Annotated in this window: 15 protein-coding genes; 9 read left to right on the plus strand and 6 right to left on the minus strand. The window is 70.5% G+C overall.

Features of this window, described 5'->3' with window-relative positions; translation table 11 throughout:
- Both M8H82_RS01900 and M8H82_RS01905 read right to left on the minus strand, forming a co-directional pair.
- Positions 1 to 555 (minus strand): methylated-DNA--[protein]-cysteine S-methyltransferase, encoded by a 555-nt coding sequence (locus M8H82_RS01900; protein ID WP_250070507.1) that lies wholly within the window; start codon positions 553 to 555, stop codon positions 1 to 3.
- A gap of 52 nt (positions 556 to 607) precedes the next feature.
- Positions 608 to 1,477, minus strand: a complete 870-nt coding sequence (locus M8H82_RS01905; RefSeq protein ID WP_250070508.1) for a glycerophosphodiester phosphodiesterase family protein — start codon at positions 1,475 to 1,477, stop codon at positions 608 to 610.
- A 277-nt stretch (positions 1,478 to 1,754) separates the two neighbouring features.
- On the opposite strand from M8H82_RS01905, the gene M8H82_RS01910 reads away from it, so the two are divergent.
- From M8H82_RS01910 to M8H82_RS01940, 7 genes are all read left to right on the plus strand, one after another.
- Positions 1,755 to 2,618, plus strand: a complete 864-nt coding sequence (locus M8H82_RS01910; RefSeq protein ID WP_250070509.1) for an MHYT domain-containing protein — start codon at positions 1,755 to 1,757, stop codon at positions 2,616 to 2,618.
- Positions 2,619 to 2,657: 39 nt separating this feature from the next.
- Entirely contained in the window at positions 2,658 to 4,790 is a 2,133-nt protein-coding gene (gene uvrB, locus M8H82_RS01915; protein WP_250070510.1) for an excinuclease ABC subunit UvrB, read from the plus strand.
- Between the two features lie 151 nt (positions 4,791 to 4,941).
- Positions 4,942 to 5,520 carry a TerD family protein gene (locus M8H82_RS01920; RefSeq protein WP_250070511.1) on the plus strand — a complete coding sequence of 193 codons (579 nt, stop codon included), beginning with the start codon at positions 4,942 to 4,944 and terminating at the stop codon, positions 5,518 to 5,520.
- A gap of 61 nt (positions 5,521 to 5,581) precedes the next feature.
- Positions 5,582 to 7,582 (plus strand): TerD family protein, encoded by a 2,001-nt coding sequence (locus tag M8H82_RS01925; RefSeq protein WP_250070512.1) that lies wholly within the window; start codon positions 5,582 to 5,584, stop codon positions 7,580 to 7,582.
- Between the two features lie 254 nt (positions 7,583 to 7,836).
- Entirely contained in the window at positions 7,837 to 8,838 is a 1,002-nt protein-coding gene (locus M8H82_RS01930) for a TerC family protein (protein WP_250070513.1), read from the plus strand.
- 129 nt (positions 8,839 to 8,967) lie between these two features.
- The gene (locus M8H82_RS01935; protein WP_250070514.1) at positions 8,968 to 9,267 is read left to right on the plus strand and encodes a hypothetical protein; all 300 of its coding nucleotides are present in this window, start codon (positions 8,968 to 8,970) and stop codon (positions 9,265 to 9,267) included.
- A 75-nt stretch (positions 9,268 to 9,342) separates the two neighbouring features.
- Positions 9,343 to 10,443 (plus strand): calcium:proton antiporter, encoded by a 1,101-nt coding sequence (locus tag M8H82_RS01940; protein ID WP_250070515.1) that lies wholly within the window; start codon positions 9,343 to 9,345, stop codon positions 10,441 to 10,443.
- Here the strand turns inward: M8H82_RS01940 and M8H82_RS01945 are convergent.
- Both M8H82_RS01945 and M8H82_RS01950 read right to left on the minus strand, forming a co-directional pair.
- Complete coding sequence (locus tag M8H82_RS01945) at positions 10,433 to 11,704, minus strand: MFS transporter (protein ID WP_250070516.1); 1,272 nt, start codon at positions 11,702 to 11,704, stop codon at positions 10,433 to 10,435. The genes M8H82_RS01940 and M8H82_RS01945 overlap by 11 nt on opposite strands.
- A gap of 94 nt (positions 11,705 to 11,798) precedes the next feature.
- Complete coding sequence (locus tag M8H82_RS01950) at positions 11,799 to 12,845, minus strand: S66 peptidase family protein (protein ID WP_250070517.1); 1,047 nt, start codon at positions 12,843 to 12,845, stop codon at positions 11,799 to 11,801.
- 104 nt (positions 12,846 to 12,949) lie between these two features.
- On the opposite strand from M8H82_RS01950, the gene aroQ reads away from it, so the two are divergent.
- Entirely contained in the window at positions 12,950 to 13,423 is a 474-nt protein-coding gene (gene aroQ / locus M8H82_RS01955) for a type II 3-dehydroquinate dehydratase (RefSeq protein ID WP_250070518.1), read from the plus strand.
- A 237-nt stretch (positions 13,424 to 13,660) separates the two neighbouring features.
- Here aroQ and M8H82_RS01960 read toward each other — a convergent pair whose 3' ends face one another.
- The gene (locus M8H82_RS01960; RefSeq protein ID WP_250070519.1) at positions 13,661 to 14,317 is read right to left on the minus strand and encodes an MBL fold metallo-hydrolase; all 657 of its coding nucleotides are present in this window, start codon (positions 14,315 to 14,317) and stop codon (positions 13,661 to 13,663) included.
- Positions 14,318 to 14,326: 9 nt separating this feature from the next.
- Positions 14,327 to 15,013, minus strand: a complete 687-nt coding sequence (locus M8H82_RS01965; RefSeq protein ID WP_250070520.1) for a maleylpyruvate isomerase family mycothiol-dependent enzyme — start codon at positions 15,011 to 15,013, stop codon at positions 14,327 to 14,329.
- A gap of 223 nt (positions 15,014 to 15,236) precedes the next feature.
- On the opposite strand from M8H82_RS01965, the gene uvrA reads away from it, so the two are divergent.
- Positions 15,237 to 18,305 carry an excinuclease ABC subunit UvrA gene (gene uvrA, locus M8H82_RS01970; RefSeq protein WP_250070521.1) on the plus strand — a complete coding sequence of 1,023 codons (3,069 nt, stop codon included), beginning with the start codon at positions 15,237 to 15,239 and terminating at the stop codon, positions 18,303 to 18,305.
- Positions 18,306 to 18,404: the final 99 nt, after the last annotated feature.

Raw genomic sequence — 18,404 nt, forward strand, 5'->3', positions numbered from 1 at the left:
TCAGAACAGCGGCTCGGGCAGTACGCCTTCCAGGGCGAGCAGCTTCCGCTTGGTCTCCAGGCCGCCGCCGAAACCGCCGATGCCGCCGTCGCTCTCGACGACCCGGTGGCAGGGCACGACCAGGGGCAGCGGATTGGCGCCCATCGCCATGCCGACCGCCTGGGCGGCGCCCGGCTGACCGACCCGCGCGGCCAGGTCGCCGTAACCGACGACCGAGCCGTACGGCACACGGGCTGCCAGCTCGCGCAGCACCTGCCGGTGGAAACCCGAGATCAGCGACCAGTCCAGGGGCAGGTCGAAGGAGTGCCGCTCGCCCGCGAAGTAGGCCTTCAGCTGGCGTATCGCCTCGGCGAGCAGAGGGGAGCCGGGCGCCTCGACCGGCTCGCCGCCCAGCCGGGACGCGAGCCGGTCCAGGGCCTTGTCGCGCACCGCGTCGGTGGCGTGGAAGACGACGCTGACCAGGCCCTCGTGGGTCGCGGCCAGCAGCAGCGGACCGATGTCGGTGCCGACGACGGTCCACCCGACCTGCCGCTCGTACTGCCCATGGCTGTCCATGCGTCCCACCGTACGGTCCGGCACTGACAACGCCGGGCGCCCGCCACCCCCGTCACCTCCCGCGCACCGCGTCCCGCACCACATCCGGCTTGTTGGTGATGATGCCGTCCACGCCGTACCCCGCCACCCGCCGGGCGTTCGCCGGGTCGTCGACGGTCCACGTGAAGACCTCCAGCGGCCTGCCGTGCGGTCCGGTGAAGGCGCGCACGGCGGCGACATAGCCCGTGGAGAGCGAGCGGTGGGAGGGGTTGATCTGGTCGGTGAACTCGGCGTACCGGGGCAGGTCCGCCACGGCCGGTGTGCCGAGCAGCCCGGTCTTCACCGCCGGCTTGAGGTCATGGACGGTCCGCACGCTGTCCGCGCTGAAGCTCTGCACGACGAGCCGGCCCAGGTGCCGCCGGTCGAGCCAGCCCTCGTTGCGGAGCACCTTCAGGGTCTGCCGTTCGATGCCCGGATACAGGCCGGGATTCTTGATCTCCAGGAGCAGCTTCTGGCGGTGCCGTTCGACGCGGTGCAGGTACCGCTCGAGTGTCGGCACGCGCGCGCCCGCGTAGGCGGGGCCGAACCAGCTCCCGGCGTCCAGGCGGGCGATCTCGGCGGCCGTGAAGTTCTTCACCTTCCAGGGGGCCCGGTCCGGGAAAACCTCCTCGGCGTCGGTGGTCCGCCGCAGGTTGTCGTCGTGGAGGACGACCAGCTCGCCGTCCTTGGTGCGCTGGACGTCGTTCTCGACCCACCGGATGCCGAGCCGAGCCGCCGCGTCGACGGCCGCGAGGGTGTTCTCGGGCGCGTAGGCCGAGGCGCCCCGATGAGCGAGGACGGTCGGCCGTGTCCCGGTGATGTCCGCCCGGGCGTCGGAGGCCGGCAGCAGGAAGGCGACGGTTCCCAGGAGCGCGGTGGTGGTGGCGACAACGCGCGCGGGCATGCGTACTCCTTTTGACGAGCGTCACGGACAGCACCACTGTGACAGCAGGGCGTCAACGTCGGAGGGCTGCAGAATGGCCATGGACTGAATGGGTTGCCCGACTCCGTTCACGACTGCCGCACATCTGGGGCAGGGCGGTGTTTCTTTGCCGGAAAGTCGTTCGACCATTCTGGTGGGGGTCATACTCTCTGCCTCGACCCCGGCCGCTCGGGCGGTTCTGGGAGGGGGCGGAGATCAGCACATTCCGGGACGCAAGAGGGCGGAAGGACAGCCGCGCATGCAGGGCACGGTCGACGGATTCAGCTACGGCCTCGTCACACCGCTGGTGGCCTACCTCATGGCCTGCCTCGGCGGTGCGCTCGGCCTGCGCTGCACCACCAGGGCGATGCTCGTCACCCGCTCCTGGCGCGCCGGCTGGCTCGTCCTCGGCTCGGCCGCCATCGGCTCCGGCATCTGGACCATGCACTTCATCGCGATGATGGGGTTCACGGTCCAGGAGACCGAGATCCACTACGACATGCCGATGACGTTCGCGAGCCTCGCCGTCGCCATCCTCATGGTCGGCATCGGGATCTTCATCGTCGGCTACCGGGGGGCGCGCGGCACCGCCCTGTTCACCGGCGGCACCATCACCGGACTCGGCATCGCCTCCATGCACTACCTGGGCATGGCGAGCCTCCAGCTCAACGGCAAGCTGGAGTACAACACCCTCACCGTCGCCGCCTCCGTCGCCATAGCCATGGCCGCGGCCACCGCCGCCCTGTGGGCCGCCGGACAGGTCAAGGGCTTCCTGTGGAGCGTCGGCGCCAGCCTCGTCATGGGGCTCGCCGTCAGCGGCATGCACTACACCGGCATGGCCGCCCTCAGCGTCCACCTGCACACCGGCCAGGACCCCACCACGGGCGACTCACCGGCGTCCCTGCTCGCGCCCATGATGATCGGCCCGCTCGCCTTCCTGCTGCTGGCCGGAGTCGTCGTGATGTTCGACCCCCGGATGGTCATGGGCAGGCCGGACCTGGCCCCCGTGGACGACAAGCCCGGCATCCCCGCCCACACCGCCGCCGCCCACACCGCCCGCCGGCCCCCGCTCCGCCCGCGCCGCACCCTCGGCGAACGCTCCCGCACCCCGCAGAACCGCTGATCGGGACGCGTTGTCAGTGGGTGGCCGTACGGTGGATGCATGCGGCCCGTTTCCAGCATCGAACGCACGGTGGCGCCCTTCGAGGTCGTCAGCCCCTTCCAGCCCAGCGGCGACCAGCCGCAGGCCATCGCCGACCTCGCCCGGCGCATCCGGGCAGGTGAGAAGGACGTCGTCCTGCTCGGCGCGACCGGCACCGGCAAGTCCGCCACCACCGCGTGGATGATCGAACAGCTCCAGCGCCCCACCCTGGTCATGGCGCCGAACAAGACCCTGGCCGCCCAGCTGGCGAACGAGTTCAAGGAACTCCTGCCGAACAACGCCGTCGAGTACTTCGTCTCGTACTACGACTACTACCAGCCCGAGGCCTACGTCCCGCAGTCGGACACCTACATTGAGAAGGACTCCTCGATCAACGAGGAGGTCGAGCGGCTGCGCCACTCCGCCACGAACTCGCTGCTCACCCGCCGCGATGTCGTCGTGGTCGCCTCGGTCTCCTGCATCTACGGCCTCGGTACCCCGCAGGAGTACGTGGACCGGATGGTCCCCCTCAGGATCGGCGAGGAGATCGACCGCGACCAGCTGCTGCGCCGCTTCGTGGACATCCAGTACACCCGCAACGACCTGGCCTTCAGCCGCGGCACCTTCCGCGTGCGCGGCGACACCATCGAGATCTTCCCGGTCTACGAGGAGCTGGCCGTCCGCATCGAGATGTTCGGCGACGAGATCGAGGCGCTGTCCACCCTGCACCCGCTCACCGGCGAGATCATCAGCGACGACCAGCAGCTGTACGTCTTCCCGGCCTCCCACTACGTCGCCGGCCCCGAACGTATGGAGCGGGCCGTCAACGACATCGAGAAGGAGCTGGCGGAGCGCCTCGCCGAGATGGAGAAGCAGGGCAAGCTGCTGGAGGCCCAGCGCCTGCGCATGCGCACCACCTACGACCTGGAGATGCTCCGCCAGATCGGCACCTGCTCCGGTGTCGAGAACTACTCGATGCACTTCGACGGCCGCCTGCCCGGCTCCCCGCCCAACACCCTGCTCGACTACTTCCCGGACGACTTCCTGCTCGTCATCGACGAGTCCCATGTGACGGTGCCGCAGATCGGCGCGATGTACGAGGGCGACGCCTCCCGCAAGCGCACCCTCGTGGACCACGGCTTCCGGCTGCCCTCCGCCCTGGACAACCGCCCGCTGAAGTGGGAGGAGTTCCAGGAGCGCGTCGGACAGACGGTCTATCTGTCGGCCACCCCGGGCCAGTACGAACTCTCGCGCTCCGACGGCGCCGTCGAGCAGATCATCCGCCCCACCGGCCTGATCGACCCCGAGGTCGTGGTCAAGTCCACCGAGGGCCAGATCGACGACCTGGTGCACGAGATCCGCAAGCGCACCGAGAAGGACGAGCGGGTCCTGGTCACCACGCTCACCAAGAAGATGGCCGAGGACCTCACCGACTACTTCCTGGAACTCGGCATCCAGGTGCGCTACCTGCACAGCGACGTCGACACCCTGCGCCGCGTGGAGCTGCTGCGCGAGCTGCGCGCCGGTGAGTACGACGTGCTGGTCGGCATCAACCTCCTGCGCGAGGGCCTGGACCTGCCCGAGGTCTCCCTGGTGGCCATCCTCGACGCGGACAAGGAGGGCTTCCTGCGCTCGGGCACCTCCCTGATCCAGACCATCGGCCGCGCCGCGCGCAATGTCTCCGGCCAGGTCCACATGTACGCCGACAAGATCACCCCGGCGATGGAGAAGGCCATCGACGAGACCAACCGCCGCCGGGAGAAGCAGATCGCCTACAACAAGGCCCGGGGCATCGACCCGCAGCCACTGCGCAAGAAGATCAACGACATCGTCGCGCAGATCGCCCGCGAGGACGTCGACACCGAGCAGCTGCTCGGCTCCGGCTACCGCAAGACCAAGGACGGCAAGGGCGCCAAGGCCCCGGTGCCCGCGCTCGGCGGCAAGGCCGCCAAGGGCGGCGCGAAGGGCAAGGCCAAGGCTTCGGTGCCCACCGACCGGCCCGCCGCCGAGCTCGCCGGGCAGATCGAGGAGATGACCGCGCGGATGCGCGCCGCCGCGGCCGACCTGCAGTTCGAGATCGCGGCCCGGCTGCGCGACGAGGTCTCCGAGATGAAGAAGGAACTGCGGCAGATGAAGGAGGCGGGCCTGGCCTGACGGGACAGGGGGGACCGCGCGGGCGCGCGAGTGTTGCAAGACCGACACAAAGTGCGGCCCTGGGTACGGCACTGTCAGTGCCCCTGCGTAGGGTTCACGTCATCCGCGGACTCCGCGGCAACAGGGGACAGTTCGAGAGGGGAATCAGCGCGTGACCGTCAACATGACCAAGGGTCAGGCCATCAGTCTGCAGAAGAACGACGGCGGCAGCCTGACCGCGGTGCGCATGGGTCTCGGCTGGCAGGCGGCCCCCCGGCGCGGCCTGTTCGGCTCGCGCACCCGGGAGGTCGACCTCGATGCCTCCGCCGTTCTGTTCGCCGACAAGCAGCCGGTCGACGTGGTCTTCTTCCGTCACCTGGTGAGCGACGACGGCTCGGTCCGGCACACCGGTGACAACCTGGTCGGCGGCGTCGGCCAGGGCGGCGACGACGAGGCGATCCTCGTCGACCTGCAGCGGATCCCGGTCCACATCGACCAGATCGTCTTCACCGTGAACTCCTTCACGGGCCAGACGTTCCAGGAGGTGCAGAACGCGTTCTGCCGCATCGTCGACGAGACCAACGGCCAGGAGCTGGCCCGCTACACCCTCGCCGGCGGTGGTGCCTACACCGCCCAGATCATGGCGAAGGTGCACCGCAACGGCCCGGGCTGGACGATGACGGCCATCGGTACGCCGGCCAACGGCCGTACGTTCCAGGACCTGATGCCGGCGATCCTGCCGCACCTGTAGGCCCACCGGGCGAGCAGCACACTCCACCAACGAGACACAGCGACACAGGGGGACTAAGGCGATGACGGCCGAGCTGGTGCGGGGGCAGAACCACCCGCTTCCCCAGTCCCGTCTCGAGATCCGGGTCTCGGCCGGCGCGCCGATCGTGGCCTGCGCCACGCTCAGCGACGAGAACGGCAAGGTCCAGGGCAGTCAGTGGGTGGCCCATCCGGGCACACCCACCCTGCCGGGCCTGGAGGTCTCCCGGCAGGCGGCAGCCGACCATCGCCTCGCGGTGGACCTGGACGCCGTGCCGGAGGCCGTGCACCGGGTCAGCGTGCTGCTCGCCCTGCCCACCGGCGTGGGGGGCCCGGTCCGCTTCGGCGCGGTCGCCGCCCCCTTCGTCGCGGTCACCGGCCTCGACGGCTCCGAGGTGGCCAGCTACACCATCACCGGCCTGGACGCCGAGTCGGCCGTCGTCGCCCTGGAGCTCTACCGCCGCCAGGGCGCCTGGAAGGTGCGCGCCATCGGCCAGGGATACGCGGGCGGCCTCGCCGAACTCCTCGCCGACCAGAACCTGCCCGAGGCGGCGGTGCTGGCGACCGGCATCAACGACGCGGTGGCCCAGGGCGTGGCCCGCTCGGTCCAGGCACCTCTCCAGGGCGACCGCTCCCGGCAGCCGGCGGCCCCGGCCGTCGGCCCCGACCAGGGCGGCACCGCGCCCACCTCGCCGTACGCCACCCCGGGCGGCTCCGGCGCCGTACCGCCGACGCCCGCCACACCGTCGTACGGCGGACAGCCGCCGCAGCCCGCCCCCACCGCCGGCTACCCGTCCGCGCCCGTGGACCCGCCCGCCACCGGCGGCATCAACTACAGCCACCCGGGCCGGCAGAGCACCGCCCCGCCGCCGCCCGCCCCGCCCGCGCCCCCGGCCCGGCCGGGACAGCCCGGGCAGCCCGTCGCGGGCGACGCCACCGGCTGGTCCATGGAGGAGCGGCTCTACAACCAGGTCTGGGGCATGTTCGAGGACCTGGCCCGTTCGACGGCGGCGTACCGCAGCGCCGTCGACTTCGCCGACTCGCGCATGGAGAAGGAGCTCGACCAGGTCCTGTCCGACCCGCGCAGCCGGATCGGCGGCCAGGGCGACGCCGCGCGCGAGGCGGCCCAGGCCAAGCACGCCCAGCTCGTGGACCAGGCCAGGGCCACCCTCGACCGGGACCTCGCGCAGCTCACTGCCGAGTCCGACGTCGTCGAGCCCGCGCTGCCGGCGGCGTTCGCCCGCTGGGACAACCCCGTCTGGCACGCCTACCGCGTGCCGATGGAGACACCCATGGCACTGCGCCTGGGCGATCTGCACCTGCCCGAGAGCGACCCGCTGCGCATACCCATGCTGGTCCGGCTGCCGCTGGAGCGCGGGCTGTGGATCGACAGCGGAGCGCCCGGATCGCTCGACGACGCCTTCCACGACTCCCACGACCTGCGCCGGCTCGCGCTGGAGACGGCCGTGGCCCACGCGGCCCGGCTGCTCGCCGTCTACCCGGCGGGGGACTTCACGGTCCATGTGATCGACCCGGCCGGTTCCGGCGCCCAGGCGCTCGCCCCGCTGGTGCAGACCGGCGTGCTCGCGGCGCCGCCCGCGGTGGGGGCGGCGGGCGTGACGGAGGTCCTCGGCAGGCTCACCCAGCGCGTCGACCTGGTGCAGATGGCGGTGCGCGGCGGCGCGTCCGAGTCGCTGCCGCCCGGCTTCGACACCGGCGAGCAGCTGCTGATCGTCAATGACTTCCCGCACGGCTTCGACGACCGTGCCGTGAACCAGCTGCGCTATCTCGCGGACGAGGGGCCGTCCGTCGGCGTCCACCTGATGATGGTCGCCGACCGCGAGGAGGCCTCCGCCTACGGGCCGCTGCTGGACCCCTTGTGGCGTTCGCTGCTGCGACTGACCCCGGTGGCCGAGGACCATCTCGCCGACCCGTGGGTGGGTCACGCCTGGACGTACGAACCCCCGCTCGTGCCGCCCGGCAGCCAGGTGCTTCAGCAGGTCCTCACCCAGGTGGCGGCAGCGCGCCGCTCTTGGAACCGATGAGCTGATCCTGCCTTTACAAAGCAACCGTAAAGCCAGGTTGACCTGGTCTTTTGGGTGTTCCTTTACTTCCCTCTTTACCAATCCTTGGCGATTGGGTACTGTTGTTCGTGCGGAGGGGAGTACTCCCTTACTTACTGCGGCGTCCCGTCAATACGGATCAGGCCAGATCCCGGGGCGTCGGCCCGTGCGCGGGTGGAAGAGACCTCCGGCAGCGACGACGCTGACATTTGCCGTTACGTACTGCCGGAGGCGCAGTGGATGTTTCCCTGACCCTGTGGGTCCTGACGATCGTGGGCCTTGGCGCCCTCATCGCGGTCGACTTCTTCATCGGCCGCAAGCCGCACGACGTGTCCATCAAGGAAGCCGGGATCTGGACCGTCGTCTGGATCGTGCTGGCCGGCCTTTTCGGCCTCGGCCTGCTGTTCTTCGGCGGCGGCCAGCCCGCCGGTGAGTTCTTCGCCGGCTTCATCACCGAGAAGTCGCTGAGCGTCGACAACCTCTTCGTCTTCGTCCTGATCATGGCGAAGTTCGCCGTGCCCTCGCAGTACCAGCAGCGAGTGCTCCTCGTCGGCGTCCTGATAGCGCTGGTGCTCCGCGCGATCTTCATCGCCGCCGGTGCCGCGATCCTCGCCAGCTTCGCCTGGGTGTTCTACCTCTTCGGCGCCTTCCTGATCTGGACCGCCTGGAAGCTCATCCAGGAGGCCCGGGCCGACGCGGACGACGAGGAGTACGAGGAGAACAAGCTCCTCAAGGCCGCCGAGCGCCGCTTCGGCGTCGCCGACCGCTACCACGGCACCAAGCTGTGGATCCAGGAGAACGGCAAGCGGGTCATGACCCCGATGCTGGTCGTGATGCTCGCGATCGGTACGACGGACGTCCTGTTCGCCCTGGACTCCATCCCCGCGATCTTCGGCCTGACCCAGGACCCGTACATCGTCTTCACCGCCAACGCCTTCGCCCTGATGGGTCTGCGGCAGCTGTACTTCCTGATCGGCGGACTGCTCAAGAAGCTGGTCCACCTCAGCTACGGCCTGTCGATCATCCTCGGCTTCATCGGCGTCAAGCTGGTGCTGCACGCGCTGCACGAGTCCGGGGTGCACGTCCCGGAGATCAGCATTCCGGTCTCGCTGGGCGTGATCTGCTCCGTCCTGATCGTCACCACGATCACCAGCCTCCGTGCCTCCAAGAAGCAGGCGGCGGCCGAGGCGGCGCAGAAGGGGAGCGAAGGCGCTCCGAAGGACAGCATCGAGGCCTGACGGCTTCGGGCGTAGGAACGACCATCACCGGGAGGGATGCGCGGCGATTGCCGTGCATCCCTCCCGGTGCTTGCGTTGGTGCGAGCGCGTTCCCCGGCCCGGGGGGCGCAGTGCCCGGCGGAGGTATCCGTGAAGTTCGCACAGATCATCGACTTCGAGACCGAACGACTCGACGACATCGAACGGCTGCTGGAGGACGTGAAGCAGCGCAGGGCGGGCCAGGAGGGCGGCCCCACCCACCGCATCCTGCTGAAGGACCGTGACACGCCCGGGCGATACCTCTCGGTGATCGAGTTCGACTCGTACGAGGAGGCCATGCGGAACAGCGAGCACCCCGAGACGACCAAGATGGCCGAGCAGCTGGGTGAGCTGTGCACCCGGCCGCCCCGCTTCGTCAACTGCGACCTGCTGGACTCCAGCGACCTCTAGCAGCCCCAGGCCGAGACGCACGGGCCCCGGCCATGCCGACATGCGGGGCCCGTCCGCCTTTGCGACGATCACTGCATGATCGCTCGGCTCACGTCGCTCGCCACCCGGTGGACGGCTGTCGTGCCGGTGCTCGCGGTGGTCCTGCTGGTTTTCACCTGGGGCCGGGACCTGCCGGGCGCGGTCGTCGCGCTGGTGACCCTGGTGCTCGCCGGAGCCGTGCTGGCCGCCGTCCATCACGCCGAGGTCGTCGCCCACCGGGTGGGCGAACCCTTCGGCTCCCTGGTTCTCGCCGTCGCGGTCACGGTCATCGAGGTCGCCCTGATCGTCACCCTGATGGCGGACGGTGGCACCAAGGGCGCGACCCTGGCCCGGGACACGGTCTTCGCCGCCGTGATGATCACCTGCAACGGCATCGTCGGCCTGTGCCTGCTGGTCGCCTCCCTGCGTCACGGCATCGCGGTCTTCAACCCCGAGGGCACCGGCGCGGCCCTGGCGACCGTCGCCACCCTGGCCACCCTCAGCCTGGTCCTGCCGACCTTTACCACCAGCAAGCCGGGCCCGGAGTTCTCCACCCTCCAGCTGACCTTCGCCGCCGTCTCCTCGCTCGTCCTGTACGGCTTGTTCGTGGCGACCCAGACCGTGCGGCACCGCGACTACTTCCTGCCCATCACCCGGCACGGCGAAGTGATCACCGCGGACGACCACGCCGACGCGCCCTCCGCCCGCACCGCGCTGATCAGCCTGGGCCTGCTGGGCCTGGCCCTGATCGGCGTCGTGGGACTGGCCAAGGCGGTGTCGCCCACCATCGAGTCCGGGGTGGAGTCGGCCGGCCTCGGACACGCCGTCGTCGGTGTGATCATCGCCCTGCTGGTGCTGCTGCCCGAGACGATCGCCGCGCTGCGCTCCGCCCGCCGCGACCGGGTGCAGACCAGCCTGAACCTCGCGCTCGGCTCGGCGATGGCCAGCATCGGACTGACCATCCCCGCGGTCGCCCTGGCGACGATCTGGCTCTCCGGCCCGCTCGTCCTCGGCCTGGGCGCCACCCATATGGTGCTGCTCGCCCTGACGGTCGTGGTGAGCTCCCTGACCGTCGTGCCGGGGCGCGCGACACCCCTCCAGGGCGGAGTGCACCTGGTGATCTTCGCCGCCTACCTGGAACTGGCGATCAATCCATGACCGGCGCCGGCGCCACCGCCCGCGCCGGACGCGTCTCCGGCAGCAGCGCGAAGCAGCCCAGGCTGACCAGCGCGATCCCGGTGAGATACGCCCCCACACCCCACGGCACCCGCCCGCCCTGCTCGGCCAGCGCGGTCGCCGCGATCGGGGTGAGCGCGCCGCCCAGGACCCCGCCGAGGTTGTAACCGACCGCGGCGCCGGTGCAGCGCACCCGCGGCTCGTACAGCTCCGGCAGATAGGCGGCGATGACGGCGAACATCGTGATGAACGAGAGCATCGCCCCGAGGAAGCCGAGGAACATCAGCAGCGGCGCCCCGGTGGCGAGCAGCGCGACCATGGGGAACATCCACACCGCGGCCGCCGCGCACCCGGCCAGACACATCGGCCGCCGCCCGTACCGGTCCCCGAGCAGCGCCGCCACCGGCGTGAGCGACCCTTTCACCAGCACCGCGCCCATGATGCAGACCAGCATCACCGTACGGCTGACCCCGAGCCGTTCCGTCCCGTAGGCGAGGGACCAGGTCGTCACCGCGTAGAAGATCGCGTACCCGACCGCCAGGGCGCCGGCGGTCAGCAGGACGAGCCGCCAGTGGTCGCGTACCACCTCGGCGAGCGGCATGCGCGCGTGGTCGTCGATCTTCAGGAACTGCGGGCTCTCGGTGAGCGACGACCTGAGCCACAGCCCCGCCACGGCCAGCACTCCCGCGGCCCAGAACGGTACCCGCCACCCCCACGCGGCGAACTGCGCCTCGGACAGGGTCGCCGCCAGCGCGAGCGTCACCCCGTTCGCGAGCAGAAAGCCGACCGCCGGGCCCACCTGCGGAAAGCTCGACCACAGTCCGCGCCGCTCGGCGGGCGCGTGCTCCGCGGTCAGCAGGACGGCCCCGCCCCACTCCCCGCCGAGCCCGAGCCCCTGGAGGAAGCGCAGCACCAGCAGCAGTACGGGCGCGGCCACCCCGATCGTGTCGTACGTCGGCACACAGCCGACCGCGACCGTGGAGGCGCCGGTCAGCAGCAGCGAGGCGACGAGCACCGGCCGCCGGCCGTGCCGGTCCCCGATGTGCCCGAAGAGCACCGAGCCGAGCGGCCGGGCGACGAACCCCACCCCGAACGTCCCGAACGCGGCCAGGGTCCCCGCCACCGGCGAGAAGGTGGGGAAGAACAGCGGCCCCAGGACCAGCGCGGCGGCGGTCCCGTAGACGAAGAAGTCGTAGAACTCGATGGCTGTCCCGGCGAGCGAGGCTGCCGCGAGCCGGAGCATGGAGGGTGCCCTTACGGTGCGTACATCGTGCATGCCGCGTCAACTACCCACGGTGACGGAGGGTTACGGGGGCGTGCGGCGTGGGCGCCGGGTCTCAGTACGTGACCGTGATGCGCCGGGCCGGTCCGTCGACCCGGACGAGACCGCCGTAGGGAATCACGAGCTGCGGATCGGTGTGTCCGAAATCCACGTCGAAGACGATGGTGGTGGTGGGGGCATACACAGTCATGGCGCGGAGGACGGCCTCACGCTGCTCCTGGGCGTAACGGGCTGCCTCCTGGGGGCTGTTGGGGTGTTCGAAGGACCAGGTCTTCGGGCGGCCCATCAGCAGCGCGGAGAAGCGCCGGAGCAGTCCGCGCTCGCCCATGTTGCGCAGGGTGCGGAAGATCTCGGTGCCGCTCGGCAGTTCCTCCGAGGTCTCCAGGAGCAGGACGCCGCCGTCGAACTCCGTCAGGTCGCGCGGGATCTCACGGTCGGCCATCAGCAGCCAGCCGAGGATCTCCAGACAGCCGCCCCAACTGCGGCCCTCCACCACGCGGTCGGCGTTCACCCAGGTCCAGCCGGCGCCCGGCTGTGTCCCGGGCTCCGCGTCGAAGGTGGCCGGGTCGGCCCAGTCACGGTCGATGTCGTTCCAGCGGTCGGCGGGGCTCAGCTCGTACTCGCCCGACGTGAACAGCGCCGCCCGCAAAGAGTCCGCCGTCAGCCGGCTCATGGCGACCGGGCGGCCCAGCGCGGTCATCACCGTCGCGCCGTGATAGGCGACGATCCCGGTATTGCGCAGGAACGCCAGCAGATTCGTGTTGTCGCTCATCCCGAAGAACGGCTTCGGGTTCGCCCGGATCAACTCCCGGTCCAGGAAGGGCAGCACGGTGATCTGGTCGTCGCCGCCGATGGAGGCGATGACCGCCTTGATGTCCGGATCCGCGAAGGCGGCGTGGATGTCGTCGGCCCGTTCCCGGGGCGTCGAGCCCATCGTGCGGGTCGCCGGGTACTCCACCGGTTCGAGGCCGTATTCCTTGCGCAGCCGCTCCAGACCCAGGTCGAACGGGCGTGGGAAGAGTCCGGGCAGGCCGCTGCCGGGGGAGATGACGGCTATGCGGTCGCCGGGGGAGGGCTTGGGCGGGTACGAGATCGTCGTCATGCCGGGCAGCGTAGGGGCCGTCACCGCGCCCGCGCACCGTGATAAACCGGGTCCGAGCAGCGGTCTTCTCCAGGCCGCTGGACCCCGAACGGACCGGAGGAACCGTGCCCCGCACCCTGGCCAACGCCCCGATCATGATCCTCAACGGCCCCAACCTGAACCTGCTCGGCCAGCGCCAGCCCGAGATCTACGGCTCCGACACCCTCGCCGACGTCGAGGCGATGTGCGCCAAGGCGGCGGCCACGCACGGCGGGACGGTGGACTTCCGCCAGTCCAACCACGAGGGCGAGCTGGTCGACTGGATCCACGAGGCACGGCTGAACCACTGCGGGATCGTCATCAACCCGGCCGCCTACTCGCACACGTCCGTCGCGATCCTGGACGCCCTCAACACCTGCGACGGCATGCCGGTGTTGGAAGTTCACATCTCCAACATCCATCAGCGCGAGGCCTTCCGCCACCACTCCTACGTCTCGGCGCGCGCCGACGGGGTCATCGCCGGATGCGGTGTGCAGGGCTACGTCTTCGGCGTCGAGCGCGTCGCGGCGCTGGTGGGCGCGGCGCAGGCCACCGCGTAACAGGCGCCGCCCAAGGACGCGCGCCCCTTACCGGCGTGCGTCCCCGCCCCGGGGCCGCCGGTCGAGGGCGGGGAAAGAGACCGGCGACCCGTACCGCGCAGGAGCCGTCATCCTGAGCGGGCCGCTTCCAGTGGACCGCGCACGGGGATGCGCCGGGAGCGCGCGCAGGGCGCCGATGCGTGCGAAGGCTTCACACGGGGCGCGCGGGACAGTCCGCGCCCCGCGCGTGGCCGCGGTTCACCACCCCCGCGCGCGCCACTCCGGCAGGTGCGGCCGCTCCGCGCCCAGGCTCGTGTCGTTGCCGTGGCCCGGGTAGACCCACGTCTCGTCCGGCAGCACGTCGAAGAGCTTGGTCTCGACATCGTGCAGCAGACTGGCGAACGCCTCCGGGTCCTTGCGGGTGTTGCCCACACCGCCCGGGAACAGGCAGTCCCCGGTGAAGACATGGGGGTGGCCGTGCGGGTCGTCGTAGACCAGGGCGATCGAGCCCGGGGTGTGCCCGACCAGGTGGCGCGCGGTGAGTTCCACGCGCCCCACCCGGATCACGTCGCCGTCGTCGACCAGGACGTCGGTCGGCACCGGGATGCCCTCGGCGTCCTCGCGCCCCGCGTACGTGCGCGCGCCCGTGGCCGCGACGACCCGCGCGAGCGCCTGCCAGTGGTCGCCGTGCTGGTGGGTGGTGACGACGGACGCGATGCCGTCGTCACCGATCATGCCGATCAGCGTCTCCGCGTCGTTCGCCGCGTCGATCAGCACCTGCTCGTCCGTCGCCCGGCAGCGCAGCAGATAGCAGTTGTTGTCCATCGGACCGACCGCGATCTTGGTGATCATCAGGTCCTTGAGCTCGTGCACGTCCGCCGGGCCCCCGACCGTCACCTCTCCGCTGTACGTCATGGCGGCAGCCTATAGCGGGGGAAGCGCCGGCAGGGGCCCGCCGGACGCCGTGAGCGCCGATCCGTCGCGGCGGCCGCAGAGCCAGCCGAGCACGTCCGCCGGACGCCCGCCGACCGTGACCGCCGCCCCCTCGGCACGGCCGCTGCGCAGCACGGGACCGCCCTCCGCCTCGATCACCAGGGAGGGGACGTCGGGGTGGCCCAGGAACCGCTCGGCGAGGAAGTCGCTCTCGCGCCGGACGAACTCCTGGGGCAGATCCTCCAGCTCGTACCCGATCCCGAGGTCCACGTGGTGCAGCTCCACCTCGGCCCAGCGCCGGAACGGCACCCGGGACGCGGAGTCGGTGACGCCGTTGCGCAGCTCCACGGTCCGGGACCAGTCCGCGGGCGCCTCCCCGGCCCGCGCGAACCGGGCCGCGCTCTCGCGGACGTCCGTGAGCTGGACGTCCAGTGCGCGCGGCGCGTCCCGCTCGATGTCGGCGTCGCGCGCGTCGGCGGAGAGGTACATGGGGCGCCCTTCGAGCACGTTCACGAGGGCGTCCGCGTTGCGGGCGAGGTGGGCGAGGACATGGCCGCGGCTCCAGCCGGGCAGCCGTGACGGCTCGGCGACCGCGGCGTTGTCCAGCTTGGCGGCGGCGGTGAGCAGTCGTTCGGTCGCGTCACGTACACAGGCCAGGTCATGAGCGTGATCAATCATGCTGCTGACCTTAGTCCGGCCACACCTTCGGGTGAAGGTGGTGAAGCGGTGCCGGAATTCGAATGCGCGTGCTATATGGTCGGAAGTGGCGTCGGGCATGCTGGAGAGCCCGGGATTGTTAACGCATCCAGGAATCCGACCGGCGTTGTCAGTGGCTCCCCCTAGTCTGGAAAAGACGGGGGCCCCGCCCCTGTCACTTCTCTCAAGAAAGGTGCGGACCGGCGTGGCCGACCGTCTCATCGTCCGTGGCGCGCGCGAGCACAACCTCAAGAATGTCTCGCTCGACCTGCCGCGCGACTCGCTCATCGTCTTCACGGGCCTGTCGGGGTCGGGCAAGTCCTCGCTGGCTTTCGACACCATCTTCGCGGAGGGCCAGCGGCGCTACGTGGAGTCGCTGTCCTCGTACGCCCGCCAGTTCCTGGGCCAGATGGACAAGCCCGACGTCGACTTCATCGAGGGCCTTTCGCCCGCGGTCTCCATCGACCAGAAGTCGACCTCGCGCAACCCGCGCTCCACGGTCGGCACCATCACCGAGGTCTACGACTATCTGCGCCTGCTCTTCGCGCGCATCGGCAAGCCGCACTGTCCCGAGTGCGGCCGCCCCATCTCGCGGCAGTCGCCGCAGGCCATCGTCGACCGGGTCCTGGAGCTGCCCGAGGGCAGCCGCTTCCAGGTGCTGTCCCCGCTGGTGCGCGAGCGCAAGGGCGAGTTCGTCGACCTCTTCGCCGACCTCCAGACCAAGGGCTACTCCCGCGCGCGGGTGGACGGCGAGACGATCCAGCTCTCCAGCCCGCCCACGCTGAAGAAGCAGGAGAAGCACACCATCGAGGTGGTCGTCGACCGCCTCACGGTGAAGGACTCCGCCAAGCGCCGGCTCACCGACTCCGTGGAGACCGCCCTCGGCCTGTCCGGCGGCATGGTCGTGCTCGACTTCGTCGACCTCCCCGAGGACGACCCCGAGCGCGAGCGCATGTTCTCGGAGCACCTGTACTGCACGTACGACGACCTCTCCTTCGAGGAGCTGGAGCCGCGCTCCTTCTCCTTCAACTCGCCCTTCGGTGCCTGCCCCGAGTGCACCGGCATCGGCACGCGCATGGAGGTCGACCCCGAGCTGATCGTCCCGGACGAGGACAAGAGCCTCGACGAGGGCGCCATCCACCCCTGGTCCCACGGGCACACCAAGGACTACTTCGGCCGGCTCATCGGCGCCCTCGCGGACGCGCTGGGATTCCGGACCGACATCCCCTTCGCGGGGCTCCCGCAGCGCGCCCGGAAGGCGCTGCTGTACGGGCACAAGACGCAGATCGAGGTGCGCTACCGCAACCGGTACGGCCGGGAGCGCGTGTACACCACGCCCTTCGAGGGCGCCGTGCCCTTCGTCAAGCGCCGGCACGGCGAGGCGGAGTCCGACGCCAGCCGGGAGCGCTTCGAGGGCTACATGCGCGAGGTGCCCTGCCCCACCTGTGAGGGCACGCGCCTGAAGCCGATCGTCCTCGCGGTCACCGTCATGGAGAAGTCGATCGCCGAGGTCGCCGCCATGTCGATCAGCGACTGCGCGGACTTCCTGGGCAAGCTGAAGCTCAACGCCCGCGACAAGAAGATCGCCGAGCGCGTGCTGAAGGAGGTCAACGAACGACTCAGGTTCCTGGTCGACGTCGGCCTGGACTACCTCTCGCTGAACCGCGCGGCCGGCACCCTCTCCGGCGGCGAGGCCCAGCGCATCCGCCTGGCCACCCAGATCGGCTCCGGCCTGGTCGGTGTCCTGTACGTCCTGGACGAGCCGTCCATCGGTCTGCACCAGCGCGACAACCACCGGCTGATCGAGACCCTGGTCCGGCTGCGTGACATGGGCAACACGCTCATCGTCGTGGAGCACGACGAGGACACCATCAAGGTCGCCGACTGGGTCGTCGACATCGGCCCCGGCGCGGGCGAGCACGGCGGCCACGTCGTGCACAGCGGCTCCCTGAAGGGACTGCTCGCCAACACCGAGTCGCAGACCGGCCAGTACCTCTCGGGCAGGAAGGCCATCCCGCTGCCCGACATCCGGCGGCCGCAGGACCCGACCCGCCGGCTCACGGTGCACGGCGCCCGGGAGAACAACCTCCAGGACATCGACGTCTCCTTCCCGCTGGGCGTCTTCACCGCGGTCACCGGCGTCTCCGGCTCCGGCAAGTCGACGCTGGTCAACGACATCCTGTACACGCACCTGGCCCGCGAGCTCAACGGCGCCCGCAGCGTCCCGGGGCGCCACACGCGCGTGGACGGCGACGACCTCGTCGACAAGGTCGTGCACGTCGACCAGTCGCCCATCGGCCGCACCCCGCGGTCCAACCCGGCGACGTACACCGGCGTCTTCGACCACGTCCGCAAGCTCTTCGCCGAGACCACCGAGGCGAAGGTCCGCGGCTACATGCCGGGCCGGTTCTCCTTCAACGTCAAGGGCGGCCGCTGCGAGAACTGCGCGGGCGACGGCACCATCAAGATCGAGATGAACTTCCTCCCGGACGTCTACGTCCCGTGCGAGGTCTGCCACGGCGCCCGATACAACCGGGAGACCCTGGAGGTCCACTACAAGGGCAAGAACATCGCCGAGGTCCTGAACATGCCGATCGAGGAAGCCATGGACTTCTTCGAGGCCGTCCCGGCGATCAACCGCCACCTCAAGACGCTCAACGACGTCGGTCTCGGCTACGTCCGCCTCGGCCAGTCCGCGACCACCCTGTCCGGCGGTGAGGCCCAGCGCGTGAAGCTCGCCAGCGAGCTCCAGAAGCGCTCCACCGGACGCACGGTCTACGTCCTCGACGAGCCGACCACCGGTCTGCACTTCGAGGACATCAGCAAGCTGCTGAAGGTCCTGTCCGGCCTGGTCGAGAAGGGCAACACGGTCATCGTCATCGAGCACAACCTCGATGTGATCAAGACCGCCGACTGGGTCGTCGACATGGGTCCCGAGGGCGGCGCCGGCGGCGGTCTGGTCGTCGCCGAGGGCACGCCCGAGGAGGTCGCCGCGGTCCCGGCCAGCCACACCGGCAAGTTCCTGCGGGAGATCCTCGGCGCCGACCGGATCAGCGACGCGTCCTCCGTGCGGGCCCCGCGCAGGGCGGCGGCGAAGAAGACGGTCGCCGCCAAGTCGACCGCGAAGAAGACCGTCGCGGCCAAGTCGGCCGCGAAGAAGACGGCCACCGCCCGCACCACCAAGGCCGCCGACGGCACGGCCGCCAAGAAGGCCGCCGGAGCCACCAAGAAGGCGGCACCGGCGAAGAAGACGACCCGGGCCCGCAAGGCCTGAGCCCGTCCGGCCCCACCCCGTGACGCGCCCCCGCGGAGACTCCCGCGGGGGCGCGTGGCATCTCGGCTCGCGCCGAGCCTCAGCCCCGTCGGCCCCGGA

Source organism: Streptomyces sp. YS415 (assembly GCF_023544665.1).
Classification (GTDB): Bacteria; Actinomycetota; Actinomycetes; order Streptomycetales; family Streptomycetaceae; genus Streptomyces.